The organism is Chryseobacterium sp. 2P, assembly GCF_059579425.1.
On sequence record NZ_CM184194.1, the window covers coordinates 582,416 to 608,857 of the forward strand.

General features: G+C 35.2%; 33 protein-coding genes. 7 read left to right on the top strand and 26 right to left on the bottom strand.

Annotation, left to right across the window (positions count from 1 at the left end):
• Window positions 1-52: 52 nt before the first annotated feature.
• The 14 genes from AC52CF_RS02520 to AC52CF_RS02585 all read right to left on the bottom strand — a co-directional run bounded on the left by AC52CF_RS02520 (window position 53) and on the right by AC52CF_RS02585 (window position 10,125).
• Complete coding sequence (locus AC52CF_RS02520) at window positions 53-652, bottom strand: GNAT family N-acetyltransferase (RefSeq protein WP_496517799.1); 600 nt, start codon at window positions 650-652, stop codon at window positions 53-55.
• A 149-nt stretch (window positions 653-801) separates the two neighbouring features.
• On the bottom strand, window positions 802-1,962 hold the full coding sequence (locus AC52CF_RS02525; RefSeq protein WP_496517800.1) for an FAD-dependent oxidoreductase: 1,161 nt from the start codon (window positions 1,960-1,962) through the stop codon (window positions 802-804).
• Window positions 1,963-1,990: 28 nt separating this feature from the next.
• On the bottom strand, window positions 1,991-2,746 hold the full coding sequence (locus tag AC52CF_RS02530; protein WP_496517801.1) for a helix-turn-helix domain-containing protein: 756 nt from the start codon (window positions 2,744-2,746) through the stop codon (window positions 1,991-1,993).
• Between the two features lie 137 nt (window positions 2,747-2,883).
• On the bottom strand, window positions 2,884-3,087 hold the full coding sequence (locus tag AC52CF_RS02535) for a tautomerase family protein (RefSeq protein WP_214590918.1): 204 nt from the start codon (window positions 3,085-3,087) through the stop codon (window positions 2,884-2,886).
• Between the two features lie 204 nt (window positions 3,088-3,291).
• Window positions 3,292-3,756, bottom strand: coding sequence for a MarR family winged helix-turn-helix transcriptional regulator (locus tag AC52CF_RS02540; RefSeq protein WP_214590917.1), 465 nt, complete (start codon window positions 3,754-3,756; stop codon window positions 3,292-3,294).
• Window positions 3,753-4,172 carry an SRPBCC family protein gene (locus tag AC52CF_RS02545; RefSeq protein ID WP_214590916.1) on the bottom strand — a complete coding sequence of 140 codons (420 nt, stop codon included), beginning with the start codon at window positions 4,170-4,172 and terminating at the stop codon, window positions 3,753-3,755. The genes AC52CF_RS02540 and AC52CF_RS02545 overlap by 4 nt, the downstream gene beginning before the upstream one ends.
• Window positions 4,173-4,378: 206 nt before the next feature.
• The gene (locus AC52CF_RS02550) at window positions 4,379-4,768 is read right to left on the bottom strand and encodes a nuclear transport factor 2 family protein (protein WP_496517802.1); all 390 of its coding nucleotides are present in this window, start codon (window positions 4,766-4,768) and stop codon (window positions 4,379-4,381) included.
• Window positions 4,769-4,833: 65 nt separating this feature from the next.
• On the bottom strand, window positions 4,834-5,730 hold the full coding sequence (locus tag AC52CF_RS02555) for an MBL fold metallo-hydrolase (RefSeq protein WP_496517803.1): 897 nt from the start codon (window positions 5,728-5,730) through the stop codon (window positions 4,834-4,836).
• A gap of 194 nt (window positions 5,731-5,924) precedes the next feature.
• Entirely contained in the window at window positions 5,925-6,626 is a 702-nt protein-coding gene (locus AC52CF_RS02560) for a dioxygenase family protein (RefSeq protein WP_496517804.1), read from the bottom strand.
• A 14-nt stretch (window positions 6,627-6,640) separates the two neighbouring features.
• Window positions 6,641-7,531, bottom strand: coding sequence for a nuclear transport factor 2 family protein (locus AC52CF_RS02565; protein WP_496517805.1), 891 nt, complete (start codon window positions 7,529-7,531; stop codon window positions 6,641-6,643).
• A gap of 356 nt (window positions 7,532-7,887) precedes the next feature.
• Window positions 7,888-8,625: an SDR family oxidoreductase gene (locus tag AC52CF_RS02570; RefSeq protein ID WP_496517806.1), complete on the bottom strand. Its 738-nt coding sequence runs from the start codon at window positions 8,623-8,625 to the stop codon at window positions 7,888-7,890.
• The gene (locus AC52CF_RS02575) at window positions 8,622-8,975 is read right to left on the bottom strand and encodes a darcynin family protein (RefSeq protein ID WP_496517807.1); all 354 of its coding nucleotides are present in this window, start codon (window positions 8,973-8,975) and stop codon (window positions 8,622-8,624) included. Before AC52CF_RS02575 ends, AC52CF_RS02570 begins: the two co-directional genes overlap by 4 nt.
• A gap of 144 nt (window positions 8,976-9,119) precedes the next feature.
• Window positions 9,120-9,713 carry a Crp/Fnr family transcriptional regulator gene (locus tag AC52CF_RS02580; RefSeq protein ID WP_496517808.1) on the bottom strand — a complete coding sequence of 198 codons (594 nt, stop codon included), beginning with the start codon at window positions 9,711-9,713 and terminating at the stop codon, window positions 9,120-9,122.
• A gap of 229 nt (window positions 9,714-9,942) precedes the next feature.
• Entirely contained in the window at window positions 9,943-10,125 is a 183-nt protein-coding gene (locus AC52CF_RS02585; protein WP_496517809.1) for a SymE family type I addiction module toxin, read from the bottom strand.
• Window positions 10,126-10,475: 350 nt separating this feature from the next.
• On the opposite strand from AC52CF_RS02585, the gene AC52CF_RS02590 reads away from it, so the two are divergent.
• From AC52CF_RS02590 to AC52CF_RS02600, 3 genes are all read left to right on the top strand, one after another.
• Complete coding sequence (locus AC52CF_RS02590; protein WP_235129599.1) at window positions 10,476-10,757, top strand: helix-turn-helix domain-containing protein; 282 nt, start codon at window positions 10,476-10,478, stop codon at window positions 10,755-10,757.
• A gap of 169 nt (window positions 10,758-10,926) precedes the next feature.
• Window positions 10,927-11,103, top strand: a complete 177-nt coding sequence (locus tag AC52CF_RS02595) for a hypothetical protein (protein WP_496518201.1) — start codon at window positions 10,927-10,929, stop codon at window positions 11,101-11,103.
• A 77-nt stretch (window positions 11,104-11,180) separates the two neighbouring features.
• Window positions 11,181-11,432 (top strand): helix-turn-helix domain-containing protein, encoded by a 252-nt coding sequence (locus AC52CF_RS02600; protein ID WP_087707305.1) that lies wholly within the window; start codon window positions 11,181-11,183, stop codon window positions 11,430-11,432.
• A gap of 144 nt (window positions 11,433-11,576) precedes the next feature.
• On the opposite strand, the gene AC52CF_RS02605 is transcribed toward AC52CF_RS02600, so the two are convergent.
• From AC52CF_RS02605 to AC52CF_RS02650, 10 genes are all read right to left on the bottom strand, one after another.
• Window positions 11,577-11,876 (bottom strand): type II toxin-antitoxin system RelE/ParE family toxin, encoded by a 300-nt coding sequence (locus AC52CF_RS02605; protein WP_496517810.1) that lies wholly within the window; start codon window positions 11,874-11,876, stop codon window positions 11,577-11,579.
• Window positions 11,869-12,117, bottom strand: coding sequence for a type II toxin-antitoxin system ParD family antitoxin (locus AC52CF_RS02610; protein WP_336716849.1), 249 nt, complete (start codon window positions 12,115-12,117; stop codon window positions 11,869-11,871). The genes AC52CF_RS02605 and AC52CF_RS02610 overlap by 8 nt, the downstream gene beginning before the upstream one ends.
• Window positions 12,118-12,267: 150 nt before the next feature.
• On the bottom strand, window positions 12,268-13,839 hold the full coding sequence (locus AC52CF_RS02615; protein WP_496517811.1) for an endonuclease NucS domain-containing protein: 1,572 nt from the start codon (window positions 13,837-13,839) through the stop codon (window positions 12,268-12,270).
• A 239-nt stretch (window positions 13,840-14,078) separates the two neighbouring features.
• Entirely contained in the window at window positions 14,079-15,704 is a 1,626-nt protein-coding gene (groL, locus tag AC52CF_RS02620; RefSeq protein ID WP_076390782.1) for a chaperonin GroEL, read from the bottom strand.
• A gap of 74 nt (window positions 15,705-15,778) precedes the next feature.
• Window positions 15,779-16,135 (bottom strand): four helix bundle protein, encoded by a 357-nt coding sequence (locus AC52CF_RS02625; protein ID WP_394665469.1) that lies wholly within the window; start codon window positions 16,133-16,135, stop codon window positions 15,779-15,781.
• Between the two features lie 47 nt (window positions 16,136-16,182).
• Entirely contained in the window at window positions 16,183-16,461 is a 279-nt protein-coding gene (locus AC52CF_RS02630; RefSeq protein WP_040997294.1) for a co-chaperone GroES, read from the bottom strand.
• A 147-nt stretch (window positions 16,462-16,608) separates the two neighbouring features.
• Window positions 16,609-17,499, bottom strand: coding sequence for a hypothetical protein (locus AC52CF_RS02635; RefSeq protein WP_496517812.1), 891 nt, complete (start codon window positions 17,497-17,499; stop codon window positions 16,609-16,611).
• Between the two features lie 78 nt (window positions 17,500-17,577).
• On the bottom strand, window positions 17,578-18,273 hold the full coding sequence (locus AC52CF_RS02640; protein WP_496517813.1) for a DUF3108 domain-containing protein: 696 nt from the start codon (window positions 18,271-18,273) through the stop codon (window positions 17,578-17,580).
• A gap of 381 nt (window positions 18,274-18,654) precedes the next feature.
• Window positions 18,655-18,981 carry a magnetosome magnetite crystal formation protein family gene (locus AC52CF_RS02645; protein WP_496517814.1) on the bottom strand — a complete coding sequence of 109 codons (327 nt, stop codon included), beginning with the start codon at window positions 18,979-18,981 and terminating at the stop codon, window positions 18,655-18,657.
• Between the two features lie 112 nt (window positions 18,982-19,093).
• The gene (locus AC52CF_RS02650; protein ID WP_496517815.1) at window positions 19,094-19,981 is read right to left on the bottom strand and encodes a hypothetical protein; all 888 of its coding nucleotides are present in this window, start codon (window positions 19,979-19,981) and stop codon (window positions 19,094-19,096) included.
• A gap of 444 nt (window positions 19,982-20,425) precedes the next feature.
• Between AC52CF_RS02650 and AC52CF_RS02655 the strand changes: the two genes are divergently transcribed.
• Window positions 20,426-22,219: a hypothetical protein gene (locus tag AC52CF_RS02655; protein ID WP_214590901.1), complete on the top strand. Its 1,794-nt coding sequence runs from the start codon at window positions 20,426-20,428 to the stop codon at window positions 22,217-22,219.
• 115 nt (window positions 22,220-22,334) lie between these two features.
• On the opposite strand, the gene AC52CF_RS02660 is transcribed toward AC52CF_RS02655, so the two are convergent.
• Together AC52CF_RS02660 and AC52CF_RS02665 are read right to left on the bottom strand one after the other, a co-directional pair.
• Window positions 22,335-24,719 (bottom strand): M1 family metallopeptidase, encoded by a 2,385-nt coding sequence (locus tag AC52CF_RS02660; protein ID WP_214590900.1) that lies wholly within the window; start codon window positions 24,717-24,719, stop codon window positions 22,335-22,337.
• A gap of 68 nt (window positions 24,720-24,787) precedes the next feature.
• Complete coding sequence (locus tag AC52CF_RS02665; protein ID WP_214590899.1) at window positions 24,788-25,366, bottom strand: HupE/UreJ family protein; 579 nt, start codon at window positions 25,364-25,366, stop codon at window positions 24,788-24,790.
• Between the two features lie 67 nt (window positions 25,367-25,433).
• Here AC52CF_RS02665 and AC52CF_RS02670 point away from each other — a divergent pair, with 67 nt between their 5' ends.
• From AC52CF_RS02670 to AC52CF_RS02680, 3 genes are all read left to right on the top strand, one after another.
• Entirely contained in the window at window positions 25,434-25,676 is a 243-nt protein-coding gene (locus AC52CF_RS02670) for a hypothetical protein (RefSeq protein ID WP_214590898.1), read from the top strand.
• Window positions 25,652-25,876 carry a maltogenic amylase domain-containing protein gene (locus tag AC52CF_RS02675; protein WP_496517816.1) on the top strand — a complete coding sequence of 75 codons (225 nt, stop codon included), beginning with the start codon at window positions 25,652-25,654 and terminating at the stop codon, window positions 25,874-25,876. Before AC52CF_RS02670 ends, AC52CF_RS02675 begins: the two co-directional genes overlap by 25 nt.
• Before the next feature lie 63 nt (window positions 25,877-25,939).
• Complete coding sequence (locus AC52CF_RS02680) at window positions 25,940-26,440, top strand: DUF6702 family protein (protein WP_214590896.1); 501 nt, start codon at window positions 25,940-25,942, stop codon at window positions 26,438-26,440.
• Window positions 26,441-26,442: the final 2 nt, after the last annotated feature.

The window sequence follows — 26,442 nt, forward strand, 5'->3', positions numbered from 1 at the left end:
TTTTCCCAAAATAAGTTCAATGAAAATTTATTATACAGAATTTTGTATAAGATCAAAGCAAATTTATTTTTTCTTTTAAATTTTGTCTTACAGTATTGAACCATTCGTCTTTTATAATGCTGAGAACTATGGCATCAATTCGATTGCCGCGTGCATCTGCCGAAAAGTTTCTTAAAACGCCTTCCTCTGTACAGCCAATACTTTTCATTGCAGAAATGCTTTGTTTGTTTAAACTGTTAGCCCGAAAACCAACGCGTTCCATACCGAGCTTTTCAAAAGCAAATTCTAAAAGCAGATATTTACAATTCTTATTAACATATGTTCTCTGATATTTTTTGCCATACCATGTATATCCGAGTTCCAGTGTTTTATTCTCCGGATTGATGGCATAAAAACGGGTGCTTCCAACTGCTTTATTTTCTGCTTTATCAATTACAATGAAAGGGTAATCTGCCTTTTTTTTCCTGTTGTTCAATGCGGTTTCAATATATGTTTTTAAATATTCCGGGCTGCTTGGTCCCAAAGCGTTAAAATTCCAGAGTTCTGGTTCATTAACAGAAAACTCAACAAGAAGATCAAAATCATTTTCATTCAGGGGTCTTAAAATAATTCTGTCATTTTCTAAAATATAATCTTTACTAAAATCAATCATTTTATATTTCTGGTTTCAGTTATTTGCAGCATTTCTGCTATCCATTCAGAGTAGTGCTTTTTTGCTTATGTACTAAAGATGATAAATATAAAAAATAATCCGGCTCGGTTGTGAGACGGATTTATATCATTTAAAAAAACTCGGTTTTTTTAGTGTTCGCTGAAAAACTCCAGCATTGTTTCGAGAGCTTCCTGGCTGTGCATTCTTTCTCCGTTTTCAAGCGATTCTTTTGCTGCGTCAGAGGCTCTTTCGCGCATATTTTTTTCATAGGCAGCAATTGCTTCCTGCAAAGTGGGGTATTTGTCGGATGTAAGACAGCCGCTTAGTTCCAATGCATCACGCATTGCCATATTTACACCTTCACCCGCAAATGGCGGCATTACATGGGCTGCATCACCAAGCATGGTAAGATTGGGCTGTGCTTCCCAGTCCTGATCTAATGGCATACAGTAAATTGGACGCGGAATAAAAGGGGTTTCTGTATTTTCGAAAAGTTCGTACCAAATATTGTCCCATTCAGAATAAGCAGTTTTAAACCAATCAAGGAGCTGCGATTTGTCATTAAAGTTTAAACCACTGTTCGCAGCCCAGTTTTCCTCTGCTTTAAAGCTTAAATAAAATCCCGCTTCACCATTTCCTTTTTGCCCCATTAAAATATCTTTTTTATTTCCGAAGGCCATTATTTTTCCGCCATTAAGCAGTTCCGCCATTTTAGGCGCTGCGTTTTTTACATCATATATATTGCCTTCAAGCATAATGATGCCCGAATAAAAAGCTTTAATATCTGTAATGTAAGGACGGATTTTGGAGTTTGCTCCATCTGCTGCAATAACAATATCTGCGTAAACGGATTCTCTGTTTTTGAAGTGAATCAGCCAGCCTTCATTCTGCTTATCCATGGAAATAAAATGGCTGTTCCAGACAACTGTTTCGGGCTGTAAAGACTCCAGCAAAATTTTCCGCAATGCGCCACGGTCTATTTCCGGACGAAAATAAGGATTGCCGAAATTTTCTTCTACTTTGGTTTCGTGGTCACTTAAAAATACTACCGCTTTTTCGTTCATTATTTTCTTTCTGTCCGCTTTGGGAAGAAAGTTGTTCTTGAATTCTTCAAGCAGACCTGCTTTAATAATTGCTGCCAAACCGGAATCATCATGTAAATCCAGTGGAGAACCCTGTACCCGCGCATTCTTATTTACATCACGTTCATATATTTTTACATCGGCTCCTTTAAGCTGTAATAGTTTTGCTAACGTAAGTCCTCCCGGTCCTCCGCCTACAATAGCAATTTTTTTGTTGTGTAATTTCATACCGTATAACTTTTTTTACAGCACAAAATTATTTCAATGTAATTGTTGAAAATTGTATAAATCGGTCGTTTTGGTTTTGTTTAAGTTCTTTTGGTGAAACACCGGAAAACTTTTTAACGGTTTTAATAAAATGCGACTGATCGGCAAAATCTTCCTGCGGGAATAACCTGCCTTCTTTTATATGACTGAATGAAGCCCGAAACCGAAGAATATTACAGTAGGCTTTTAATGAAATCCCGAATTGCTGATTAAAATAACGGTTGATCTGCCGGCTGCTCCAAGATACTTTTTCTGAAAGTTCATGTACAGACAGTGATCCGTTGGAAGAATAAATAAGATCAAAAAGTTTTCTTTTTCTGCTATCTGTTTCTTCAGGCAGAAGTGACTGAATTTTTTGCGTTGCTTTTTCGCAGAAGAGTTCAAAACTATTCAGGTCATCTTCACTAAAACTCCAAAAATCAAGAGGTAAATGTTTTGCGTTATCCAATACGTCTGAAACCGGATCCCGAAAAATATATTCTATGGCAAGAAGTTTAAAACTAATGGCAAACATCACCGTCTTAGTAGATAATATCGCAGTGTCCGGTTTCGTTTCAAGTCCGGAAAGTGTAGTGTGAAAAGGCTCAGATGCGGATCTGGAAAAAAACAGATCTACTCTTCCGTCGGGTAAAATAACAATGTTTTTGTCTTGCTCGGAAAGATTTTGAAGCATCCAAAAGCTCTCTACAAAATCGTCCAGCGATTTGTCGGGCTTGATGAGTTTGAAGTCAAAATCATTGTTCATTTTTTTTCTGTGTTGGGTTGCGCAGTCTTTTGTCTTTCTGATATGTTTGTTTCAGTGAATACAGAAATCTGAAAACCTAAATCAAATATAGACAAATATTTACAGAAGGACAAGCTTCAATAATTTCCATAGATGCATTATTTTGATTTCAGGTTCTCCTTTATTTCTTTTACGCTGAGACCTCCCACAGCAATGTCTTCATCTGGTTTTTCATTGATGGTGATAAAGAATAAGTGTTTCGGAATCCCCGTAATTTTTACAGAAATGTCTGTAAGTTCTTTTATCAGTTGTTTTTTAACTTCCGGGGATAATTGCCCCGCTGTGAATTCGATGATTGGCATAATTTTATAGAAAATGGTTTATGTCGCAATAACAAACAGAAGTGCTGTTTTATTTCAGGAGTCGCCATCAAATTATATTACACTTTTCTGTCTGATTCGAGGTTAATTTAGCATTTTTTTCTGAATATTTTCAGATTAATAATTACACCGCATTTTTCTTGAAAGCCAAGCATGAGTAAAAATCGATACCGGTTTCATTCAAAATTAGCTTTCGTTTTTATTTTCGAGCAATATCAGAAGCTGTTTATTGAAAGATCCTGTTGTATCGCCGAGCTTTGCAAAAAAAGTTCTGTCGAATTCTTCAACTATCTTTACAGCCTGCTGGATTATTTTTTCTCCGCTATCGGTAAGTCCCACTGTTTTTGCCCTCGTATCTGTTAAATGTTCCCTTCTTTCTAAAAGCCCTTTTGTTTGTAAAGTTCTCAGGACAGTAGAGGTTGTCATAGGATCAATTTTTGTATGCGATGAAAGCGCAATCTGAGTTACTTCCTGTTGATGCAGGGTAAGCCAGTGAATGCTCGCCATTAAAACAAACTGCGAATGCGTTATGCCATAAGGTTCTAATGCTTTTTTAATTTCCCGCTGCCAAAGATTAGTCACCTGCCACAATAAAAAACCGGAGCTGTCTTCTGCTTTTTCTACACTGAAGGTATTGTCTTTATTTTTCATAGAGATTTTGCTGCTTTAATCTGGGTTTGCATATCTTCCGGTAGCGCATCAACAATTTTTTGAGCTACAATTTTACGCCATAAAAATCCTAAAACTCCTTTTACGGTGATGGTGTTTGTGATTTTTAAACCTTCCTGCGTTTCTTCGAAAGTGTGTTTGTCGTACATTTTGGCAAGCGGAAATTTTGTAACATCCAGAAACATTTTATTTTCTTCTGTTTCTAAGAGTTCTACTTTTACATCGGGACCGCCTTTCGGTCTCAACATAAAAAAGTTTCCTTTCTCAAATTTACCTTCCAGTTTGGCAAATTCAATACCTTCATCCCAGGTTTGCCAGTTATTTACGTCAGCAAAGAGTTTCCACATTTGCTCTTTTGTAACTTCTCTCGTTACGATTGAATGACTTCTTGTCCACATATCTTTAAATATTAAATGAATTAATTTTATAAGTGCAAATATAATAAGCGTACTTATAATATGCAAATTTATTTTCATTTAATTAATTTATCACCTTAATGGAATAGTATTCTTCACTTTTACTCGATAGCGATTTAAGTATAATGATCTGGAAAATAAAGGATTAAAGATTTTAAATCAGAAGGTTTTGCCACAGGATGTTTTGTTTATTTTATAGCATCATCCACTGTTTTGCTGTCTACAAACTGCTCAAAGCTGATAATTTTTCCGTTTTTCAGTTTCCAGATGTGGGCTACTCTGGCTTCAAAATACTTGTTGGTACGTTTATAAGTTCCAGAATAAGTACCGTAAGCAACCACTTTATCATCACTAGCCACATAATCTTCCGGTGTAAATTTATAATCTGTCCATTCAGTTCCTAATCTGCTGAAAACATTTTTTGTAATGCTTTCTAATCCCACATACGTTCCGTTATAGGGAAAGCCTTTTGCTTCTGTCCAGTGAATATCTTCAGCTACATATCTGGCAAGATTTCTTCCGTTTTCTTCCGATGTTTTTCCTTCGTAAGTACTTTTTATTATTTCGAGATTTGTCATTGCTTTATTGTTTAAAGAACAGCCTGACAGAGCAAGAAGCATAGCCAGGCTGAAGATATATTGTTTTACCATTTCATTTCTCCCGTATTTACTTTTGCGCCAATTTGCAGGGCAATGTCAAAAGTTAATGTTGGATATTTTGCTTTGATCGCTTTAATAAGTTCATCTGAGGTTTTGTTTGTTTTCAGTGCTTCTTCATAAAACTGAATGTAATTTCGCGTATGTTTTACTGCCGAAATATCAAAAGCTGAATTATTGCTCGCGTGCGCAGGAACTACGACTTCAGGATGCAGACTTTCAATTTTATCCAATACGGAAATCCATTGTTTGCGTGCTTCTGTAGTTTGTGCATCTGCCATCCAAAGGTTGAAGCTGGTACCAAAAATATTAATACCGCCCACAACTGTTTTTTCTGAAGGAATCCATACAAAAGTCTTATTGGCAAAATCTTCCAGACCAATGATTTCAAGATTTTCACCTTCCAGCTGTATAGAGTTTCCTTTTAAAATCTGTGGCAAAATTACATTGGAAGTGATATTTTTACCCAGTCTTTCGCCCCACACTTCCAGTTTTTTCTGTGCTGTAGCTTTAATGTGTTCCACCGTTGCAGGAGAAGCGTAAGCGGTAACTTCCGGAAAATATTTTTTGAAAACTTCTAATCCGAAGTAAAAATCCGGATCACCATGAGAAACATAGATTGTGGTCAGCTTTTTGCCGCTGTGTTTAATTTCCTGAGCTACTTTTTCGGCATCTGCCAAGGTAAACTGTGCATCGATCAATACGGCATCCGTCTTGCCCGAAATAATTACCGAGGCAACGCCAAAGCTGTTTTCGGATGCGTTATATACTTTTAGGTTTAAATTTTTTGTTTCGATAGTTCTGAAACTTTGTGCTGTTGCTTCCATTGCTGTAAAAATTGATGTTGTAATTAAAATAGATTTAAAAAAATTCCTTATTTTCATTTTTTTGGAATGATTTGTTATTAAAATTTGTTCATTTATTCCTTTATTTAATATTGAAGGGCAGCACTCTGAAGTGTCTTTTCGTAGGAGATCCTTCAAAAAATTCAACCTGACATTTCGAAAACTAACTGTAATATTATTATGATTGTCAGGCTGAAATCTTTATTATTAAAAAGAACAGGTTTATGTATTTTTTATGCTACCGTTATTGTTTTTAACAAGGTATAGCCATCGGTATTATTACCCGTTACACTGTCTGCCATATTCTGGTTCAAACTATCTGAAAAAATTGAATCCTGCGTATTCGATCTGTCCGGCGCTCCATGATATCCTGCAGTTGCATAAACAGCGGAGTATATTGCAGCCGGAAAAGCAATTTGGGTAACCAGAAGCGAAACTCCGGCACTATCATAAATATGTACATGAATGTGTGGCGCTCTTCCGGGATACCAGCCCGGAAAAATACTGATGAAGGATACTTTTCCGTTGGCGTCGGTAGCCTGTCTTCCCCGAAGGAAATTTTGACCTGTATAATCTGCGGTCTGCAGCTGGTTTCCTCCGTATTGCGAATAGTTTCCGTCTTTATCGCATTGCCATACATCTACAAATACACCGGCTAAAGGAGTACAGCCATTACTCTGGTCTTGTATGGTGAGCGTCATTAGAAGGGGAATTCCGGTTCGGTCTCCGATGATGCTTGCCCGAACATATTGTGCAGGTGTAATAATAGGAAAAGGACCAATTGTTTCGGTAGGCGATACGGAACAGTTACCGTTGGCAGAACCTGAAGTACCGGTTTCATCATCTTTTGAGCAGGATGCTAAAACGGTGGGTAGTGCTACAATTGAACCTAAGCCTAAAATTCCTTTGGTTAAAAATTTCTTTCTGTCCATCATTTCTCATTTTTTTATTAAAACATAGGATGCGGATTGGCAGACGATGAAGGTGCAGCCTGTATAACGTCCCAATGTTCTGTGATTTTGTTATTCTCTACGCGGAAGAATTCTGAAATTGCCTGATAGCTTCCGTCAGGTGTAGGAGCTTTTATATGAAGAGCCACAATATTTCCTTCAGAAACCGTTTTGCGGAAATCGACTGTAGATTTTGGTGTACCTGCAATCCACTGGGTTGCCATTGCTTTCAGTGGTGCTTTTCCATCGGCAACCTGCGGATTGTGCTGTATGTAGTTATCTGCAATATAATCGTCAATAGCCGAAGTGTCTTTATCGCCAAAAAGTCTTTGGTAGAATGCAACCACTAATTTTTTGTTGGCATCCTCCTGTATAATATTTCTTGCAGCTGTAGTATTTGCATCGTTACCAAACATCGGATGCGTATTGGCAGAAGTTGCAGGCGCATCCTGAATGACATCCCAATGTTCTGTGATTTTGTTATTCTCTACGCGGAAAAACTCTGTAATCGCCTGATAAGTGCTGCCGTCGGGAGACGGATTTCTTACGTGCAGAATAACCAGATCGCCTTCTGCCAGTATTTTTCGGAAATCTACCGTGGTTTGTGGTGTACCGGCGAGCCATTGGGAAGCTACTGTTTTTAATGATGCTCTTCCATCTGCAACCTGCGGATTGTGCTGGATGTAATTTTCAACAATATAATCATCAATAGCTGTAATATCCTTATCTCCGAATAAACGCTGGTAAAAAGTTTTTACTAAAAGTTTGTTTGCTTCCTCCTGCTGAATGTTTCTTGATGACGTTACTCCATTGTCATCATTGTCTGAACAACTTGTGGCTAAAAAAGCAATACTTAAAATCATGAAGACTGCTAAAATTCTTTTTTTCATTTTCTGAAGTTTTTAAATTAATGATGCAAAGTTGCTTCACTTCAGGTTTAAAAACATTGAACAAGTTCAATAAATTAAAAAAGCATCAGGCTGAAGTGAAAACTTCAGCCTGATGCTTTTATTTGGTTATCCGAGAGTTGTTTCGAAAAGTTTTTAAAACAGTTTTTAGACGCACAGATTTTATCTTAGATAAAATTAAGCATGAATCCTTATTGAAAATCTTTGATTTTCCTGCGGCTTAAAAATTTAGGACGAATACAAATCCTGCGACCTTTGCCTTTTCCAGTAAGAATATTTTTATTTTAAAAAAGTTTAAACCACCTTATTTACTAAATTAATGTTTTTGCTTCGTTTTTTCATAGTCCATTTTTCATAATTCTGTCGGCAAGTCTTTGGGAAAAGCGGTGAATAAGTCTAAGCAACTTTGTTTTGCCAATATAGCTTTCGTATTGGTCAGCTTTAAAATTATGAATAAATTCATCAGTTAATTGTTCGGTTGTTATTTTTGATTTTCCGCGTCCTTCCGTCATGGGAGTGTCGATTAAAGCGGGTATGATTTCAAAAACTTTGGTGTCTGTATCTTCAAGCTGATAGCGCAATGTTTTGCTGAAACTGTGAATGGCACTTTTTGTGGCACAATACACGGAAGCCGATTTTTTGGGTGCAATAAAAAGTCCGCTGCTTACATTTACTACTGCGCTATTTTTGTTTTTCAAAATAAAAGGCAATAGGAGGGAAGTCAGTTTTATGGGAGCTTTTAAATTTGCCGAAATTTCATACTCTATTTTATCCGTGAGATTAGTTTTATCTGTAAAATGATAATTGTACTGAACTGCAGCATTGTTAATTAAAATGTTTACATCTGAATGTTGTCGTTCAATAAACAAAACTAATTCGTCTAACGAAGTGCTGTCGGTTAAATCGCCTGCAAATATTATTAATTCCGGAAATTCATTTTTTATTTGTTCCAGCTTTACTTTGTCCCGTCCTGTAATAATAACTTTGTTTTTGAGCAGCAAAAACCGCTTGGCTAATGACAAACCAATGCCGGAAGAGCCACCGGTAATTAAAACGGTATTTCCTGTTTCAGTCATTTCTTCTCTTTTTTAAACTGTTCGTTAAAATCTTCAAATAAATTTTCCTGTCCTGTAATGATGTCTTTTATTTCGAAATAGGGAACTTCATAAACTTTAGTATCACGAAGTAATTCAATCATCAGTTTATAATCGTCCAGTTTGGTTGTTGTTACTATCATAAAGTCCGAAACAGAAGCATGAAAGTATTCGCTGTCAAATAACTGAACGGTTACTGTCTGGCTTACTCGTACAAAAATGGGAGTTAATTCTTTTTCAACGAATTGGCTTCTTTCGTCTCTTGATAATGAAAGCCATTTCGGAGTTGCATTCATCAACACTAAAATGGTGTAAGGTCTTTTATTTTCCATATCACTTCGCTTTGTTTGTGCATTGCCCGATAAACATAATGCGGTGAATAAAATGAGAATCAGCTTATTCATTTTGCTTATTTAATATCTATTGCAAAATTGAAGAAGCTGATGGTAAATTCAATTTACATAGGTTGATAAATGCTATCTGCCTGAAAGTTTTTTTCTGATCCGGCTTAATTGTGTGGGAGTGATGCCTAAATAGGAAGCAATATGATATTGAGGAATTTGCTGTTCCAGTTGTGGAAAATCTTTTTGGAAAATCTCGTACCTTTTATCGGCATCCAGCAAAACAATTTCAATCTCTCTCTGCTCTTTCTGTACAAAAAAGAGTTCAGCTAAGATTCGGGCTGCGCGTTCGATATCGGGACAGGCTTTGTAAAGGGATTGTATCTCTGCATATTTTGCCGTGAGGATCTTACATTCGGTAAGAGCTTGCTGATTGATCTGATTGGGTGTTCCGGTTATCAGAGAAGAGTAGCCACCAATGAAACACGGGTTAACGAAAAAATGTTTGTTGTATTCTGTACCTTCGTTGTTTCTATAAAATGCGCGGACAACACCTGTTTCTAGAAAACCGATTTCCTTTGCTGTCTGTCCGCTTGTGATAAAATAGTCGCCTTTTTTCAGAATTTTTGGTGTAAATAATGCGGAAAATTGTTCCCAGCTTTCATTGGAAACAGGGGATAGGCTGTTGAAGAATGTTTGTATGTCACTTACTGTTTTTTCCTGCTGCACACTTTTCTGTTTTTCTTTTTCAATAATGGAATCAATGAAATTGTTAACATTTTGTTCTTTTAGTTCTGCATATTTTTTAAATCTGTGAAACTTTTATAGTGATTTTAATAGACTGGATCATTGCGGCTGACTTTCAAATTTACACATTCGTAGATTGTACACATACACAAACCATTGTTTTTCTTCACGTTTTTTAGAAAGTTAATAATTTTGTAGATATTGCGATGATTTATAATTTATCCACCGTAATGATAATTTTGTTTTTCTTCTGCTGAATATTCACCATTTTTCCTTCTCCGAAGCCTATTTCATCAAGCCATTTTCCTCTGAGGCGGATTTCCGGAACGATGATGAGTTGGTTGCTGCTTTTCTGAAATCTTGAATAAATTTTAAGTTTTCTTAAATTCGTCATGGTGTTTTTGTTATCTGATAAATTTGATTTTTGTTATTTGTTTTTACATTTTTCTGGCTGTACAGGAGGAAGTTGTAAAAATGCCTAAACTTCCTGCCTATACAAACCAAGGTATATGATAAATTGTGTTTTTAATCTCTAAATAAGCAATTTCTTACACGCTTTCATTAGCTTTCTGTTTATCGTCTTATATGCTAAAAATTACCAGCTTTCTAAGCAATAGCTTTTTGTATTCTTTGAAGTATCGCAAAGGTATTTTTAGCGTAACTTGTTTTACAAATATAAAACAATTCTTGAAATATGTACTATAGTACATAATTTTTTTTAATGTTTTTCATTCACTTTGACTTATGAATGAATCATTAGACGAAATAGAAAGATTTGTTATAAAACGTATAAAAGAAATACGTGAAACAAAAGGTATTACTCAAGAAGAGTTATCTCTTTCGATTGGTAAGAACATAGGATTCATTTCACAAATTGAGGCACCTTCTAAAAAAGCTAAATATAACTTAATTCATTTAAATTTAATCGCCATTGCATTAGGTTGTTCTATTAAAGATTTCTTTCCCAATGAACCAATTAAAGAGACGAAATACGATATTAAAGAAATTAAAACGAATAAGTCCTGATGAAGTTTGAAACTTTTAAAAAGTCTAAAATTTATCCCATGTATAAATGGGAGATTGAAGAATTAAAATTCCAAATTGGTAAGCTTATTCAATTGCATAGGTTAAAGAAAAGTCTTTCACAGTTCCACTTGGAAATGAACTTAATCTATCAAGTAATCACGTTGGTAGAATTGAGCGAGCCGAAACTAATCCAACAATAGAAAACCTAGTTAAATTCTGCAATTTTTTTGAAATTGATATGTTATTTTTACTTGCGAAGCTAACTGATAAAGAATTAAAGAATATTGAAAGTGAGATTGAACACCTGCAAAAAGAATTTAAAAATAAAAATAAAACAAAATCCTAACGAGAGTCGGGATTTGCTTTTATTATACCAATAATATTTATTTTTATAAATGCAATTTAATTGAAAACATAGTATTAATGGATTTTCACAAAGACCTGCAAATTTTGATAGGAAAGCGTATTTCTGAAATTAGAATGAAAAATAACCAAACTCAACAAGATTTAGAATTTCTAACAGGTATTGATTCGGCAGAAGTAAGTAAATATGAAAAAGGAAAAAGAAATCTAACTTTGAAAACTATGATAAAGTTTGCCGTAGCATTACAAATTCATCCAAAAGAATTATTTGATTTTGACTTTGATATAGAAAAGTATAAAATTGATGAGTAAACCTCGATATCGTAGATTTGCAATCCGTGATTTAAATTTTTATATTGTATAAGCGTAGATTGGAAATTTTTACGAATGAGGTTCTTTGGTAGAGAAAAATGTCACGGATTATAAATCTGCAATATCGGATTATCGGTTAGTTCTTTATTCATCAAGTCTATTTTTCAAGTCCATTCTTTCGTGTAAAATTCTTACAACTTCAATCCTGTCTTTTGAAATAACTTGATAGAAAATTATGTGTTTTCCAGTTCTCAAACCAAGCAAATTCTTGCTTATTCCATCATATTCTTTTCCAAGTTCAGGGGTTTTTCGTATTTGTGTACAAGCAAACTCTATAGCTGCATAGTATTTATCGGCTTGCTTTTCAGACCATTCGTCAGTAGTGTAAATCCAAATGTCATTTAAGTCATCAATGGCTTCCTGTCTGAAAATTACTTTAGCCATTTTTTCTTTTTTCTTCCTTTAATTTTTTTAAATTTTCTTTGAAGTCGAAATTTTCAACGAGAGGACTGTCTAATCCTTTCTGGATTGCAGCTTTCAGAGCAATTACTTTGTTTTCTTCGTCTTCTAAAAGTCGAAGTCCGGCACGAACAACTTCGCTAACATTTTTATAGCGTCCTGATGAAATCTGACTACTTACAAACTGATCAAAATAGTTTCCGAGTGATATTGATGTATTTTTCATGTTGTCCAAACTTTTCTCAAAGTTACCAATTTTTGGTAAATATAAATGTGCTGTCTTTACACTTTTTCAATTAAAGTTGTTAACGTACCTTCACAATATGGATATGGAAATTAAAGTAATGGATTGTAAATCAGCGATATCTGGTCGTGTCTAAAAAGTGAAAAATCCTGAACCAGCATGCCGCTCGTTGAATATTTTAGCTACTTTCTCAACTGTATCTTTTTTTTCTTGCAGAAACGATAAAAAGGGAATCGATTGAGTGGGACTTTCCGATATACTTTTTCCTCTAACAATAATGTTTTTTTTGTATTCTTCACCACTTTGACTAACAATAACCAGATCAACTTGATATTCCAAACCTAAACGAGCCATAAACTCTAAGTCTTTCTCTCGCTGGCTACCAAAATGTCTATGGATTAAGTAACCGTTAAATGTTTCATAAATATCTTTGATTGCTTGGTCAAGATTTATTTCTTTCTTATTCCAAGCTATCTCGCCTAAAAAGATTTCTGCATTGTCATTATTTTTAGGGTCAATAATTACATAAAAGGTTGGAGTCCATGAGAACGGATTGTCTGTTCTTGAAAGCCACAATGTTTCTAAAATATCGTCCTTACTAAAAACATAAACTGTCATACTACAGTCTGCTTTGCTTGTGGCGTAATTTATTATGTCTTTTATTTTATATCGCCAAGTATCATTGTGAAATAAACACGACTCAATATTTTTTGATATTTCTTCAATCTTAGAACGGTTGTCTGTCGTCGTTGATGCAAAATAATATACAAACGAAGATCCAGTGTAACCTTTCATATCCATCAAAAGCAGATCATCAGTAAGTCGGTCATCATTTTTAAATATGCCATACTTCGTTATACTTTTTAACGTCCATAAATTATCAGTAAGTCGTTGCACCAATTTTTCGGGATATCCTATTTCTGCAGTTTCGCATCGCACTTCAATTTGATCATCTAATTTATCTGCAAGTTCGTCCAACGAATCATCTTCATCCATCTCGGAGATATAATCTAAAAACTCTTCAAGGTTTTCTTTTCCTAAAAGAGGAGTTAATTTTTCAAGATAGAATTCTCGGCTTTTTAATTGTTGTGCCCAATATAAAACCAACGTGCTTCCGTAGTATTTGTCTATGAAATTAAGTTTGAATTTTGTAATTAGAAAGTCACTTAATCCCAATCGATTTGCTTGCTCTACAATGCTCTCTTCTGCTTTTTTAAAATCTTCTTCAGTTTTATAATAGCGGATAAAGTGTCGCCTGCAAATGTTCCTTCCTGAAATTTCTGGTAATGGAGTGATTCTTTTAATTGACAATGGAACATTGTGACTGTCAGTTTGGAGTTGATATCCTTCAAGTTGATAGGTTGTTGCATTAAAAAATTCTGAAAAAGGAACAAGTAATTCATGCCATTCAGTAGAAATAACAATAAGTCGGATTTCACTGTTCTTGATATTTTTAATTCGCCTAATTAGAGCAACGTATTTTGAAAGTTCTGTTATAGTTTCTCTGGCAGCGGCATCAGAGCGTTTTAATTCAATAATAACTAAATTACCTTTTGAGTCCTTCGCAAAAATGTCAATGAAGCCTCCAGCTCCGTTAGGATTTTTGACATGATACTCATCTTCAATCAAAGTCAGTCCTGGCTCAATTAAATCAAGCCGGCTAACCAATTTGTTCCGAATCTTATCTTCAACTCTCTCTTTCATGCTGTATATTTGATATTTGTACTGTCGTTATAAAATAGCCACTAACATTTAAATTTACACATTAGATAAATTCATATTTATAATAAGAGCCTAGTATATAATTACATTAATGTAGCAGTGATTATTATCAAATATAAATAATAAATATAACATTTCCTTACGGGAATCCATAATTCAAACAAAAAAACCGTCCTATAAAATAGAACGGTTTATATATAAATTGTCTCAGCGACACGCTGTTACATCATTCCCGGCATTCCGCCACCCATTGGCATTGCTGGTTCGTCTTTTTTCACTTCTGTAATTACACATTCAGTTGTTAAAAGCATTCCAGAAACAGAAGCTGCGTTTTCAAGAGCAACTCTTGTTACTTTTGTTGGATCGATGATCCCAGCTTCAAGCATGTTTACATACTCGTCAGTTTTCGCATTGTACCCGAAATCTCCGCTTCCTTCAGCAACTTTAGCAACGATTACAGAACCTTCTCCTCCTGCGTTGGCAACGATTTGTCTCAATGGCTCTTCGATCGCTCTTTTCACGATCTTAATACCTGTATTTTCGTCTGCATTTGCACCGGAAAGGCTTTCTAGAGAAGCGATTGCTCTTACCAAAGCAACACCACCTCCTGCAACAATACCTTCTTCTACAGCAGCTCTTGTTGCGTGAAGCGCATCGTCCACTCTGTCTTTTTTCTCCTTCATTTCCACTTCAGAAGCAGCACCTACGTAAAGTACAGCAACACCTCCTGCTAATTTAGCCAGTCTTTCCTGAAGTTTCTCTCTGTCGTAGTCAGAAGTAGTCGTTTCCATCTGAGCTTTGATCTGTGCAACTCTTCCTTTGATTTTGCTGTCGTCACCACCACCGTTTACAATCGTTGTGTTGTCTTTGTCGATAGAAACTTTTTCAGCAGTTCCCAACATATCCAAAGAGATGTTTTCCATTGTGAAACCTTGCTCTTCAGAAATTACCTGTCCTCCTGTTAAGATCGCGATATCTTCTAACATCGCTTTTCTTCTGTCTCCGAATCCAGGCGCTTTTACCGCAGCAATTTTAAGAGAACCTCTTAATTTGTTTACCACTAAAGTTGCCAAAGCTTCACCTTCAACTTCTTCAGAGATAATTAATAAAGATTTTCCTCCCTGAGCAATTGGTTCAAGAACAGGAAGCAATTCTTTCATGGAAGAGATTTTTTTCTCAACCAAAAGGATGTATGGGTTTTCCAATTCAGCCAACATTTTTTCAGGATTTGTCACGAAATACGGCGACTGATATCCTCTATCGAACTGCATTCCTTCTACAACGTCTACTGTTGTATCGATTCCTTTAGCTTCTTCTACAGTGATAACACCTTCTTTACCTACTTTTCCGAACGCTTCAGCGATTAAAGCACCGATAGTTTCGTCGTTGTTCGCAGAAACAGAAGCTACCTGCTTTACTTTATCTGTAGAATCTCCAACTTCCTGAGACTGAGCTTTTAAATTCTCAACCACTGTTGCAACAGCTTTGTCGATTCCTCTTTTCAAATCCATTGGGTTTGCACCTGCAGCTACGTTTTTAAGACCTTCTCTTACGATAGCCTGTGCCAGAACAGTAGCGGTAGTAGTACCGTCTCCTGCGATATCATTGGTTTTGGAAGCCACTTCTTTTACCATTTGCGCTCCCATGTTTTCTACTCTGTCTTCAAGTTCGATTTCTTTTGCAACTGAAACTCCGTCTTTGGTAACGTGAGGAGCACCGAAAGATTTTTCGATTACCACGTTTCTCCCTTTTGGTCCTAAAGTTACTTTTACTGCATTAGCCAATGCATCAACACCTCTTTTTAAAGCGTCTCTTGATTCGATATCGAATTTTATTTCTTTTGCCATTGTTTTAAGCTTTTGGCGATTTGCTTTTAGCTTTTGGCTTTAGCAATTCGCGGTTTATTTTTTATAATTTGATTTTAATTTCCGTTAAGCCTGTTCCAAAGCGTGACAAGCTTCTTTTTTAGCAGGATTAATTCTTCTGAAAGATTTTGGTATTCATTTTCATGAATGTATTCTAAATCTTTAGCAAGAATTAATTGGTTTTCTGCTTCGTTGGATGATCCCAGCGCAATATTGATGAAATTAGCAAACTCTTTATCTGAATTTCTTCCGCTTCCTTCCGAAATATTATATCCGATAGAAGCAAATGATCTTCTGATTTGAGAGGTCAACCCAAACATTTCTTCCTTTGGGAAATTTTTGGTTGAGGTATAAATTTTTAAAGTCAGTTGATGGCTTATTTGCCAAACTTCAAATTTTTTGAAATCTCTCATTTACTATTTTCGATGCTGGAAAGCCATCTGCCGGAAGCAAAAAGCTATTAGCCAATTATTCCTAGTAAATCTCCTTCTTTTACAATTAAATAATCCTTTCCTTCCAATTTCAATTCAGAACCTGAATATTTCCCGTAAAGAACTTTGTCACCCACTTGTACAGTTGTAGGCTCATCTTTTTTGCCCGGACCAACTGCCACAACAGTACCTTCCTGAGGTTTTTCTTTTGCGGTGTCCGGAATAATAATACCTGAAGCTGTTTTAGTTTCTGCAGCGATCGGTTCGATCAAAACTCTGTCTGCTAATGGTTTAAAGTTTACTGACATAATATATTTAATTTTTTAATTATTTCTGTCTTGAAATTCTCTAATTGTATGCCAACACAGGCAAAAGAAAATTTTGGCAGACTAATTTTTTTTGAACGGAAATTTTGGCAGAAAAAAAGTCACTTCAAAAATGAGGTGACTTGTATTTTATTGATGACAAGAATCTTTGTAATCGTCAATCAGTTTTTTATAGATATCAGTGTATATTGCTGATTTATATTTCATATTTATCTTTGAAGCTTCAGCTCCTCTTTTACCTTTAAGCGCTGCTTTTCTTTCGTCATCGGTTGCTCTTTTCTTTTCCTTAAAAGTTTTATTGGAAAAATAATCGTTCTGTCTTGCTTCATCTACTTTTTTAAGAAACTCCGGACAGTCTGCTCCTACCATTTCATAGGCTGTATAGAATTTTTTGTATAATGTTTTAAGATTAAATAAATCTAAGGGACTTAAGGAAGGATAATCTACCGGCGCAATGGCAACGGTGTCGCCTGGTTTGCTTAAATAAACCATTACATAAGTTAACTGACAATCGTTTTCGTTTCCATTGGAAGCTGCGGAATAATTATTTCCAAAATCTGCCTTGCACATCATGCTTCTGTAACCATAAAGATTTATCAGTCCTTTTTCCATCAAAGGAAGCATCAGTACTTTTCCTTCGGATTCCAGTTCCTGATCTTTGTTGATCTCTTTTACCAGACGTTTGTCCAGTTGAAATTGCTCCTGGGTTTCTTCATTTGTATACAATAAACTTTTAATATCAGAAACAGGGATTAATTGTACTTTGGTATCGCTTTTTGAAGATTTAAATTTTACTTCTTTTCTGTCTAAATTGGCATATTTAGGACCTTTTCCCATGAAACTGAATGTTGCAACATCAGGAAGCATAAAGTCTTGTGCAAATCCTTTTTTTGTACTGCCGTCTTCCATTAGAATTTCTATGGGAAGGAAATCTCTTTTTCCTGTATAAAACTGTAGAGATTGTGCAAAGAAGTTTTGTGCTGAAAGAATAAACACCAATAAAAGGCTAAGTTTTTTCATGGATATTTTTAAAGTTTTTATCTGGTGCAAATCTAAAAAAAGTATCCAGATTCTGAATACTTTTAAAGAATAATCTTTTTATTTTACAGATTCCATAACCATTTTTCTTCCGTCGGAATCTATTTCCTGTTTCAGAACCTTCCTTGTGGAAAAATCAATATAATACGTGACTACAGACTTTCTGTCCTGAATATCATCCGTGGTTTTTACGATCCAGACTTTTTTACCGTTAAGATCTCCTTGGGTTACATTTTCCACATAGGCTTTTATAACGCCTTTTTTAGCAGCCGGATTATAATCGAAAATCGGCATTTCTGCGGATATATTTTCTTTTAAAGGCATAAATCTTATGATTGCGGGATAGGCATTGCTGTCGAAATATTCAGTAGAAATTTTTTCGTCAATAATGTCTTTTTTCTGTGCTTTTTTATCGAAATAATATCCTGTTGCTTTATTTTTTTCAAACTTAATCACCATGTCTCTCATCATATTGTAGGAAGAATGATACATCGGCTGGAAATCTGAAATTCTTACCACCGTAGAATCTGCCCATGGTTTGTCCGGAGCCTGATTCATCTTTACCGTAGTTTTAAGAAGAAGTCTGTTTTTGTCTAGCTTTTTTACCTCGGAGGTTATTTTCCCGATTTCCATTTTCTGGTCACCTTTCGAAGCGTACCATACTGCATCGGATATTTCATCTTTAATGTATTGGGATTCAAGCTTTACATTACCCGGAGTAACAGTTTTCTGAGCAAAAATTTGGGCACTACTCATTATTAAAAGGATCAGAAATAGTCTCATGAATTTTTTTAATAATTAGTTGTGCCCTTTATGTAAAAGTTACAGTATTTTAGTCATTTGTGTTCTTAAATTTCACAAGCCATTTATTAAAAAAATATTGCAGCAATAAAGCAACAGGTAGATAAATTACAGTATTTCCGATAACAAATAAACCCTGAATATTTCCACATCTTGATTTTTGATCTGCAAAGTTCAGAAAATCCTCCAAAGAGAATAGCAAAAAAGGGTATATCAAAATAATAAATGTGGTAAGTAAATAGGTTAAAAATTTCTTTGTTAACATTAATTTTTTAAACAAAAGAGCGATAAAAAACGGTACTAAAATGTACGTTAACAGTTCCAAATTCCTGTTATTTATTTGATGAAATTAAATTTATCTTCAAATAACCTGCCGATCATAGGAATCGGCTTTTCTACTGAATTTACAACATTAATGATTCCGAAAATCCATAATATCAAAAATACAATTGCAAAATAGTTGATAAATGATAATGATGGCATTATTGAAGTCAGAATGCCTGCGGCAATACCAAAAGCAAATTGTGAAATAATAAGCCCGAAAGACTGTTTCAAATGATATTTTACAAAAGAATCTCTTTTGTCGCTGTTTGTAATCAGATACGAAATCAACCATCCGATGATGGTGAGGTAAGAAATGATTGCTGCATTTTTTTTGTCCATGATGAAATTATTTTAAATGATTAATAAAATTGTGATTTGGTTAAAACAACACTGCGTGAATGGAAATTTACTTTTATTATTGATTTGTGTTTTTAAAGTGTAAGGTTTTTATTTAAAACTTAGAAATTATGATCCAGTTGCTTCCGTCACTTTGTACAGAAATACCTCTTCCTCCGTCAGAATTGTTAAGCGTATAGGAATTAAATATATTTCCGTTCAATCTGAAATTTCCCGAAACAGTTTGTGAGGCGGCCGTATCGTTAATAAGATAATATATACGTCTTATGTTGGCGGAACTTGCAGCAGGCAGACTTACAGAACCCTGAACCAATAGCGTGAAATCATTATCTGCAACAGTTCCCGAAGACAAAGCTCTGATATTTCCGCCCACAGAACCTTTTACGTCCAAAGTGCTTACCGGAGCAAGATTTCCCACATTGTTTATAATCCCCATCCCTACATTTCCGGAAGCCGTCATCGTAGTAATTGTTCTGGAATTGATTACAAAATAGTGGTTTCCTCCTACTGTGCTTCTTAGCTCATGGCTAATGTTGTCTCCATTGGAAAAGTAAACCCCCAGATTAGCGTAAGGTATTCCATCTCCTCTGGTTCCCGTATAAGATCCATCAAAAGTTGTGACCTGAGTTTCCTTTCCCTGAAAATTAGCCACTCTTAGAGTAGATTTTTCCTGTAAAGATCCCGGAATCATATAAATATCCGCGCTTGCTTCCTGAATGTTTGGAATCTGATTGGTAGGACCCACAATTTCCAGCATATGACCGGAGCCTATCGTTGTCGTTCCTATTCCTACTTTTCCTGTTTTGGTCACAATAAAATCATTGGATTGCTGATCTGTTGTCGGAATTCCGGATGATGGATTGTCTTTTCCGCCGTCAACATGAAAAGTGTCTAACGGATTAGGAGTATTAATACCGATCTGTGCTGTTGCAAGACCCGAAATGAATATAAGAAATAATTTTGCCGTCTTTTTTGTGTTCATTATTTAAAAGTTGCTATTTATTGGTTTACATTTTTTATTTAAAATCTTAATGCAAAACTCTTTTAAATTGTCAGCCGAACAATAAAAAAGGATACCACAAAACGGCTACCTTTAGTAAAAAGTGTGACTACAAAGTGACTACATGATTTTTAAATAGCTGATGTTTAGTTTTTTAGAAGTGCTTTGAAATTGTATTCGATTTCATTATCTGTTCCTAAATAATATAATTTTGCAACATGAAAAACTATAAGCAGGTACATGATTAACCATCTTCTGTCAAAAGCAAAAAGAAAAACGGAATTATAAAGACTGAATTATTGCTCTTTTGCGGAAAAAAATATCAATCGGAGAAAAATATGCTGAATTTTCCCTTTGCTTCTGACGTCATTCCTGGAGCTAATTGGATTAAATGCTGAAGTTTTTCACTACATTTTAAAACCCAATATGAAGAAAATTATTTTTTTAATACTGATTCTTTTGAACGTATTTTATCTGCAGGCACAGGTGAAAGATATAAAAGTTGTAAAACTTCTGAAAGATGCCGAACTTTCAAGATTAAATGAGGATTTTTCAACGTCTTTAAGACTTATAAATAAAGCAATTTCAATATCAGAGCCTAAAAATGATGATGTTGCTCTGGCGTACGAATATGCCTCTCTAAGCAAAATCTTCACGTTTAATGACAATGTAAAAGAGGCTAAAAATGCGATAAGCAAGTCATTATATTTTGCTGAAAAATCGAAAGATGATCTCGCAAATGCTGTGGCTTTATCAGCAAGTTCCTACTTCTATAAACACAATGAAATACTGGACTTGTCCATCCGCGATGCACAGAAAGGAATTCATTTTCTTAAAATTAAAAAAGATTACAGACTGTTGTCTTTGCTGTACTGGGATATGTATTATGCCTATGAACAGTGGGGAAAACAGGATAAGGTAAAAATATATGCTCATCTGGCATTGAAGAATGCAGAAAAATCGAAAAATGTTAATTGTATAATAGATGCATATGACGCAGAAATGCATTATTACGATCATATGGAATTTGCAACCAAAAGCAAAAAATACAAAGACAGTGTATTTTATTTTGCAGAGAAAATAAATAACCTCTGCGAAAAATATCCGGAAGAGATTGGCTACACTGCCTATTCCAGAATGAACATTAATCTAGCCACCTTTTCTTTAGCTTATCTTCCTCAAAATAATGATACTAAAAGAAAAATAGGCCATTATTTACAGATAGTAGAACAAACAGTAAAAAATCATCCTCTCAAATATGATTATCTCACCAATGTATACGGAATAAAAGGTGCATATGCGGAAAATGAAGGCGACTTGGCAGAGGCAGAGAAATATTATCTTTTGGCAGAAGAAAAAATGCTTCAGAAAAATCCTCCCTATTACTATACCTGGATGAATGATTATCAGGCTTTGGTCAATTTATATGAGAAAAAGAAAAATTTCAACAAAGCATTTGTCTATCAAAAAAAACTGCAGGATGTTATTGGAAAAATCAATAATCAGGAACAAATAAAAAATGCCCAGAAATTAGAGATCCAATACGAAGTAGAGAAGAAAAATACAGAATTGGCAACATTGAAGGAAAGGGCAGAGAGCAGGACGCTGCAAAATTATCTTTATCTTGGAATTTTTGGGGTTACTTTAGCGGGATTGGGATTCATGTTCCGTTCTTATCATTACAAACTTAAATACTCTACACAAAGAGCAAAAGAACTGGAAGCCAAAAAGCAGGAAGCCGAACTGCAGGCAAAATTCGAAAAAGAAGAAAAAGCAAGGCTTAATCTGGAGCATGAACTCTTAGCCGTAAAACAAAGCCAGCTTCAAAAAGAAATGATAGCAAGCAGTTTGCAGCTTTCTAAAAAAAATGAAATGCTTCAGCAGATTAAAGCCAAAGCCAACGAAGGAGAAACCCAGCAGATCAATAAGCTCATCAAAGAAGAAATGCTCAGAGATCATGATTTTGCCGAAATAAAATCTCAGGTACAGCAACTACATCCGGATTTTTTTAACTTACTCCATGATAAATCTGTGCAGAAACTTTCGCAGTTAGACATGAAATACTGCGCCTGTCTTCATTTACAGATGAATACGAAGCAGATTGCAGGTTTATTTCATATAGAAGCCAAAAGTGTAAGAGTGGCAAAATACAGAATTAAGCAGAAATTGGGGTTGGGAAAAGAAGATGATCTGGACCTTTTTCTACAGAAAATAAGATAAAATAAAACAGATACTTTTTGAAAAGAAAGAAAAATAAATAAATCTTACATTTTCAGAAAATATCTGTTTTAAAAATATAACTTTTACAGTTATGGATATGCTTTGATGGAAAATTTTATTTTTTCCCTGCAGCCTGCATCGGATTTACTTTTCCGTTAGAAGCGCCTCTTGCATTTCCTGTTTCTTTCTGTTTGAACAGATCGAATTTGGAAACCTGTGCTGTTCCGCCGTCATTGCTCCAGAAATTGTTGGAAGTATCAATATCGGCAGTTTCTCTCATTGGATCAAGCTGAACAGATTTTAATTTCTTTTCAAAATAATACGTTTTAGAAACTTTCTGCTCGTTCATTCTCCAGATCTGTGCAGAAGATTTGTCGGTAAGTTTTGTTCCGTCCTCAAAAGTAAATTCTAAAATAATCGGCATTACCAAACCTCCTTTGTTCACGAAATCAATCTGATAAGCGGTAAGATTTTTAAATTTATCTTTTTCTTTCTGCGTTAAAGGTTCGGTTCCCTCGAATTTAGAAACGTATTCCTTATCGTTATCCACTTTTTCCTGACTTCTGTCGTATCTGTAATAGAAATCCTGTGCTTCCTTGTCTTTGTCTACGTAGAAAGTAATGTTTTTATCTTCTCTGTTTCTGATTTTTGAAATATCTTCAAATTCGTTCAGGGCAGGTTTATCAACTTTATATTTATTTTCTTTGGCTTCTCTTGGAGCAGTATTCAGATCCGGAGTTGCAATCGTCACTTTATCAATCGCGATATCTACAGGATCAGTTCCGTAGAACCATCCTCTCCAGAACCAGTCCAGATCTTCACCGCTTGCATCTTCCATCGTTCTGAAGAAATCTGCAGGTTCAGGATGTCTGAAAGCCCATCTTTTAGCGTAGGTTTTAAAAGCTTTATCAAAAAGTTCTCTTCCCATGATCGTTTCACGAAGAATATTTAATCCGGTTGCCGGTTTGGAATACGCATTCGGACCAAACTGAATAATGTTTTCAGAATTACTCATAATTGGCTCCAGTTGATCTTTCGGAAGTTTCATGTAATCTACAATTGTCCACGCCGGACCTCTTTTTGACGGGAATTTATTGTCCCATTTTTCTTCAGTAAGATATTCCACGAAAGTATTTAAACCTTCGTCCATCCAGCTCCATTGTCTTTCGTCTGAATTAATAATCATCGGGAAAAAGTTATGTCCCACCTCGTGAATCACAACGCCCAACATTCCGTTTTTAATTCCTTCCGAATAGGTTCCGTCTTTTTCCGTTCTTCCGTAGTTGAAGCAGATCATCGGATATTCCATTCCGTTTGCCGCTTCTACAGACTGTGCGACAGGATAAGGATAAGGAATGGTGAATTCTGAATAGGTTTTAATGGTATGCGCAACTGCTTTGGTTGAATATTTTCTGTATAACCCATAAGCTTCTTTCGGGTAAAAGCTCATTGCCATTACTTTATTGTTGTTTTCAGGAATCGTAACGCCCATTCCGTCCCACACAAATTTTCTTGAAGAAGTCCATGCGAAATCTCTCACGTCATTCGCTTCAAAAGTCCATGTTTTTCTCTGCTTGGAATGATTTTTCTCCGCTTTTTTAGCTTCATCCAGAGTCACGATTTCTACAGGTTCAGTAGAAGTTTTAGACTTGTTGTATCTTGCCAATTGCTCAGATGTTAAGACCTGATCATAGTTTTTACATTCTCCTGTTCCTCCTACCACATGATCTGCGGGAACATTCATCGAAACTTTAAAATTTCCGAAAACCAGAGCAAATTCTCCTCTTCCTGTAAACTGATGATTCTGCCATCCGTGGAAATCGCTGTATACGCACATTCTCGGATACCATTGCGTCATCGTATAAAGATCGTTTCCTTCTTCAGGGAAGTTTTCGTAACCGCCACGACCGCCCATTTTCATTCGGTTCGGGATATTGTAGTTCCAGTCTACTTTGAAAACCAGTTTTTCTCCTTTTTTCAGAACTTTAGGAAGATCAATACGCATCATGGTTTTATTGACGGTATATTTCAAAGGATTTCCTGAAGCATCCGTTACTTTTTCAAGATTTACTCCATATCCATTATCGATTGCCGGAACTTCAGAAGCTTTCAGCTGTTGGTCTGTTGCCGCTTTCGGAAGGGTAGAAGAGAACGGGAAGTCCGCTTTCTTTACTGTCGACTGTTGATTCTCATCAAGCTGAAGCCAGATATAATCCAGATCGTCCGGAGAATTGTTGTAATACGTAATGGTTTCAGAACCTTTCAGATTTCTTTTGTCTTCGTCCAGATAAGCATTGATCTCGTAATCGGCTCTGTTTTGCCAATAACCATGACCGGGAGCTCCGGAAGCGGTTCTGTAGATATTTGGTGTAGGAAGAATGGTTCCTAACTGCTCGAATTTGTTTCCGTGGTTGCTTCCAGGATTGTTCTGGATATTTTGTGCGGTGAAACCTGTATACGCAAATACAGAAAGAGAAAGTATGGCAACTTTTAGTTTCATAACCGAAATTGTTTTAAAGATTTTCAAATATAATAATAAGTAGCTGAAAATTTGAAAATGTTTCAGCGTTAAAAAGGAATTCTTTCTAATGTCATTTTTAAAGAGAGGGCAAATACTCCGGAAGAGACAAAAAGGATCCAGTCTTTCTGATTTACTTTGAATAGTTTAAGCAAAATAAAGAGCAGTATTAAAATCCCGAAAACAATGGCAATCTGCCCCAATTCCAAACCGATATTGAAGCCTAAAAGAGGAACAGCAATACTCTGGCTTTTGGCAATCATCACTCTTGCGGTATTCGCAAAGCCCATTCCGTGGATCAGTCCGAAAATTAAGGCTAAATAGTAATTGGCGTTATTCTGAGACTGTTTTTTATTTCGGATGAGAATATTATTCAGCGAAGTTAAAACAATCGTCAACGGAATCAGAAACTCCACCCAATCCGAATTGATTCTTATGATATCAAAAGTGCTTAATGCCAAAGTAATGGAATGACCGATGGTAAAAGCGGTAACAAGAATTAAAACTTTCTTTAGATCGCTAAAAGAATATACCGCAATTAAAGCCAGAACAAAAAGCTGATGATCGAGTGCATCCAAAGAAATAATGTGTTCCCAGCCGAGATTCAGATAGAATAAAAAATCCTGCATTTTTCCAATATTATTTTTGAAACGCGATGATACAAAATTTATTTTAACTTTGTGTAAAATCAATACAATGAACCTTACCATAGAAATAGATAATAAAGAAGATTATTTTTTCGTTAAGCAGCTTTTAGAAAGACTGAAAGGAGTAAGAATTGTAGAAAATAATTATGAAATGGTTGAAGGTCTGCCTTCTCATGTTTTTGAAGAGATTGAAAAATATGGGGAATCTCTGAAAGATGACGATATGATCTCGAAAAATGATTTCTTTAAGTTTATTGATGAAGAAATATGCAGATTGAATTCTCAGAAATAGCAAAAAAAACGTTAGCAGAGAATATCGAATTTCTTAAGAGAATCTGGACAAATCGTGAAGTTGTTATTTTCTTAGAAGATGTGAAAAGAATAACGAATGATCTTGAAAATGGAAAATATTCGTTCCCTTCACAAGACGAAAAGTGTTTTAATCGGCAAAAAACACGTAAGAATGTTCTTCCGAAAGGAAAACGAGACTAAAATTAAAGTTCTTCTGTTCTTCGATATGCGACAAGATCCACAAAAAATCCTTGATTTATTACAATGAAAAAACTGTTTTTCTTCTTTACCGTTTTAATTATATTTTTCTCTTTTACAAAGGCAAAACATCCTTATCATGTAGGTTCTGTAGAAATTAATTACAATCAGAAATCCAAAACGTTTGAAATTACAGGGCGTTTTTTTCTGGATGATCTGGAAAACGGACTGAATAATAAATACAGCAAATCGCTTCATTTCAACGATCCGAAATTCAAAACACAGCTCAACGAATCTCTTAAAAATTATTCTGCGGAATATTTTAAGCTAAAAGGCAATAATAAATTTCTGAATGTTAATTATGTAGGCTATGAAGAAGATCAGGAATCGGTAAATATTTACCTTGAATCTGAAAAAATCGACAACCCGAAAAAAGTAGAAGCAGCGGTAAGTTTTCTGTATAATTTATTTGACGATCAGATCAATATTGTTCACATCATCGTTAACGGAAACCGGAAAAGCGAAAAATTAACCTATCCGAACCGTTATCTTTTTCAGCAGTTTTAAAA

Bases quoted from the DNA above. Each gene is read 5' to 3' on its own strand.
- AC52CF_RS02545 (WP_214590916.1), bottom strand. From the start codon at position 4,172: ATGTGGACAAGAAGTCATTCAATCGTAACGAGAGAAGTTACAAAAGAG.
- AC52CF_RS02645 (WP_496517814.1), bottom strand. From the start codon at position 18,981: ATGGACAAAAAAAATGCAGCAATCATTTCTTACCTCACCATCATCGGA.
- AC52CF_RS02555 (WP_496517803.1), bottom strand. From the start codon at position 5,730: ATGAAAATAAGGAATTTTTTTAAATCTATTTTAATTACAACATCAATT.
- AC52CF_RS02625 (WP_394665469.1), bottom strand. From the start codon at position 16,135: ATGAGAGATTTCAAAAAATTTGAAGTTTGGCAAATAAGCCATCAACTG.
- AC52CF_RS02665 (WP_214590899.1), bottom strand. From the start codon at position 25,366: ATGCAGGATTTTTTATTCTATCTGAATCTCGGCTGGGAACACATTATT.
- AC52CF_RS02610 (WP_336716849.1), bottom strand. From the start codon at position 12,117: ATGAAAAATACATCAATATCACTCGGAAACTATTTTGATCAGTTTGTA.
- AC52CF_RS02565 (WP_496517805.1), bottom strand. From the start codon at position 7,531: ATGAAAAAAAGAATTTTAGCAGTCTTCATGATTTTAAGTATTGCTTTT.
- AC52CF_RS02540 (WP_214590917.1), bottom strand. From the start codon at position 3,756: ATGAAAAATAAAGACAATACCTTCAGTGTAGAAAAAGCAGAAGACAGC.
- AC52CF_RS02660 (WP_214590900.1), bottom strand. From the start codon at position 24,719: ATGAAACTAAAAGTTGCCATACTTTCTCTTTCTGTATTTGCGTATACA.
- AC52CF_RS02535 (WP_214590918.1), bottom strand. From the start codon at position 3,087: ATGCCAATCATCGAATTCACAGCGGGGCAATTATCCCCGGAAGTTAAA.
- AC52CF_RS02635 (WP_496517812.1), bottom strand. From the start codon at position 17,499: ATGAAAAAACTTAGCCTTTTATTGGTGTTTATTCTTTCAGCACAAAAC.
- AC52CF_RS02605 (WP_496517810.1), bottom strand. From the start codon at position 11,876: ATGGCTAAAGTAATTTTCAGACAGGAAGCCATTGATGACTTAAATGAC.
- AC52CF_RS02575 (WP_496517807.1), bottom strand. From the start codon at position 8,975: ATGGAAAATAAAAGACCTTACACCATTTTAGTGTTGATGAATGCAACT.
- AC52CF_RS02655 (WP_214590901.1), top strand. From the start codon at position 20,426: ATGAAGAAAATTATTTTTTTAATACTGATTCTTTTGAACGTATTTTAT.
- AC52CF_RS02560 (WP_496517804.1), bottom strand. From the start codon at position 6,626: ATGATGGACAGAAAGAAATTTTTAACCAAAGGAATTTTAGGCTTAGGT.
- AC52CF_RS02525 (WP_496517800.1), bottom strand. From the start codon at position 1,962: ATGAAATTACACAACAAAAAAATTGCTATTGTAGGCGGAGGACCGGGA.
- AC52CF_RS02615 (WP_496517811.1), bottom strand. From the start codon at position 13,839: ATGAAAGAGAGAGTTGAAGATAAGATTCGGAACAAATTGGTTAGCCGG.
- AC52CF_RS02585 (WP_496517809.1), bottom strand. From the start codon at position 10,125: ATGACGAATTTAAGAAAACTTAAAATTTATTCAAGATTTCAGAAAAGC.
- AC52CF_RS02680 (WP_214590896.1), top strand. From the start codon at position 25,940: ATGAAAAAACTGTTTTTCTTCTTTACCGTTTTAATTATATTTTTCTCT.
- AC52CF_RS02590 (WP_235129599.1), top strand. From the start codon at position 10,476: ATGAATGAATCATTAGACGAAATAGAAAGATTTGTTATAAAACGTATA.
- AC52CF_RS02600 (WP_087707305.1), top strand. From the start codon at position 11,181: ATGGATTTTCACAAAGACCTGCAAATTTTGATAGGAAAGCGTATTTCT.
- AC52CF_RS02570 (WP_496517806.1), bottom strand. From the start codon at position 8,625: ATGACTGAAACAGGAAATACCGTTTTAATTACCGGTGGCTCTTCCGGC.
- AC52CF_RS02530 (WP_496517801.1), bottom strand. From the start codon at position 2,746: ATGAACAATGATTTTGACTTCAAACTCATCAAGCCCGACAAATCGCTG.
- AC52CF_RS02670 (WP_214590898.1), top strand. From the start codon at position 25,434: ATGAACCTTACCATAGAAATAGATAATAAAGAAGATTATTTTTTCGTT.
- AC52CF_RS02550 (WP_496517802.1), bottom strand. From the start codon at position 4,768: ATGACAAATCTCGAAATAATAAAAAGTACTTACGAAGGAAAAACATCG.
- AC52CF_RS02650 (WP_496517815.1), bottom strand. From the start codon at position 19,981: ATGAACACAAAAAAGACGGCAAAATTATTTCTTATATTCATTTCGGGT.
- AC52CF_RS02640 (WP_496517813.1), bottom strand. From the start codon at position 18,273: ATGAGTAGTGCCCAAATTTTTGCTCAGAAAACTGTTACTCCGGGTAAT.
- AC52CF_RS02675 (WP_496517816.1), top strand. From the start codon at position 25,652: ATGCAGATTGAATTCTCAGAAATAGCAAAAAAAACGTTAGCAGAGAAT.
- AC52CF_RS02630 (WP_040997294.1), bottom strand. From the start codon at position 16,461: ATGTCAGTAAACTTTAAACCATTAGCAGACAGAGTTTTGATCGAACCG.
- AC52CF_RS02520 (WP_496517799.1), bottom strand. From the start codon at position 652: ATGATTGATTTTAGTAAAGATTATATTTTAGAAAATGACAGAATTATT.
- groL (WP_076390782.1), bottom strand. From the start codon at position 15,704: ATGGCAAAAGAAATAAAATTCGATATCGAATCAAGAGACGCTTTAAAA.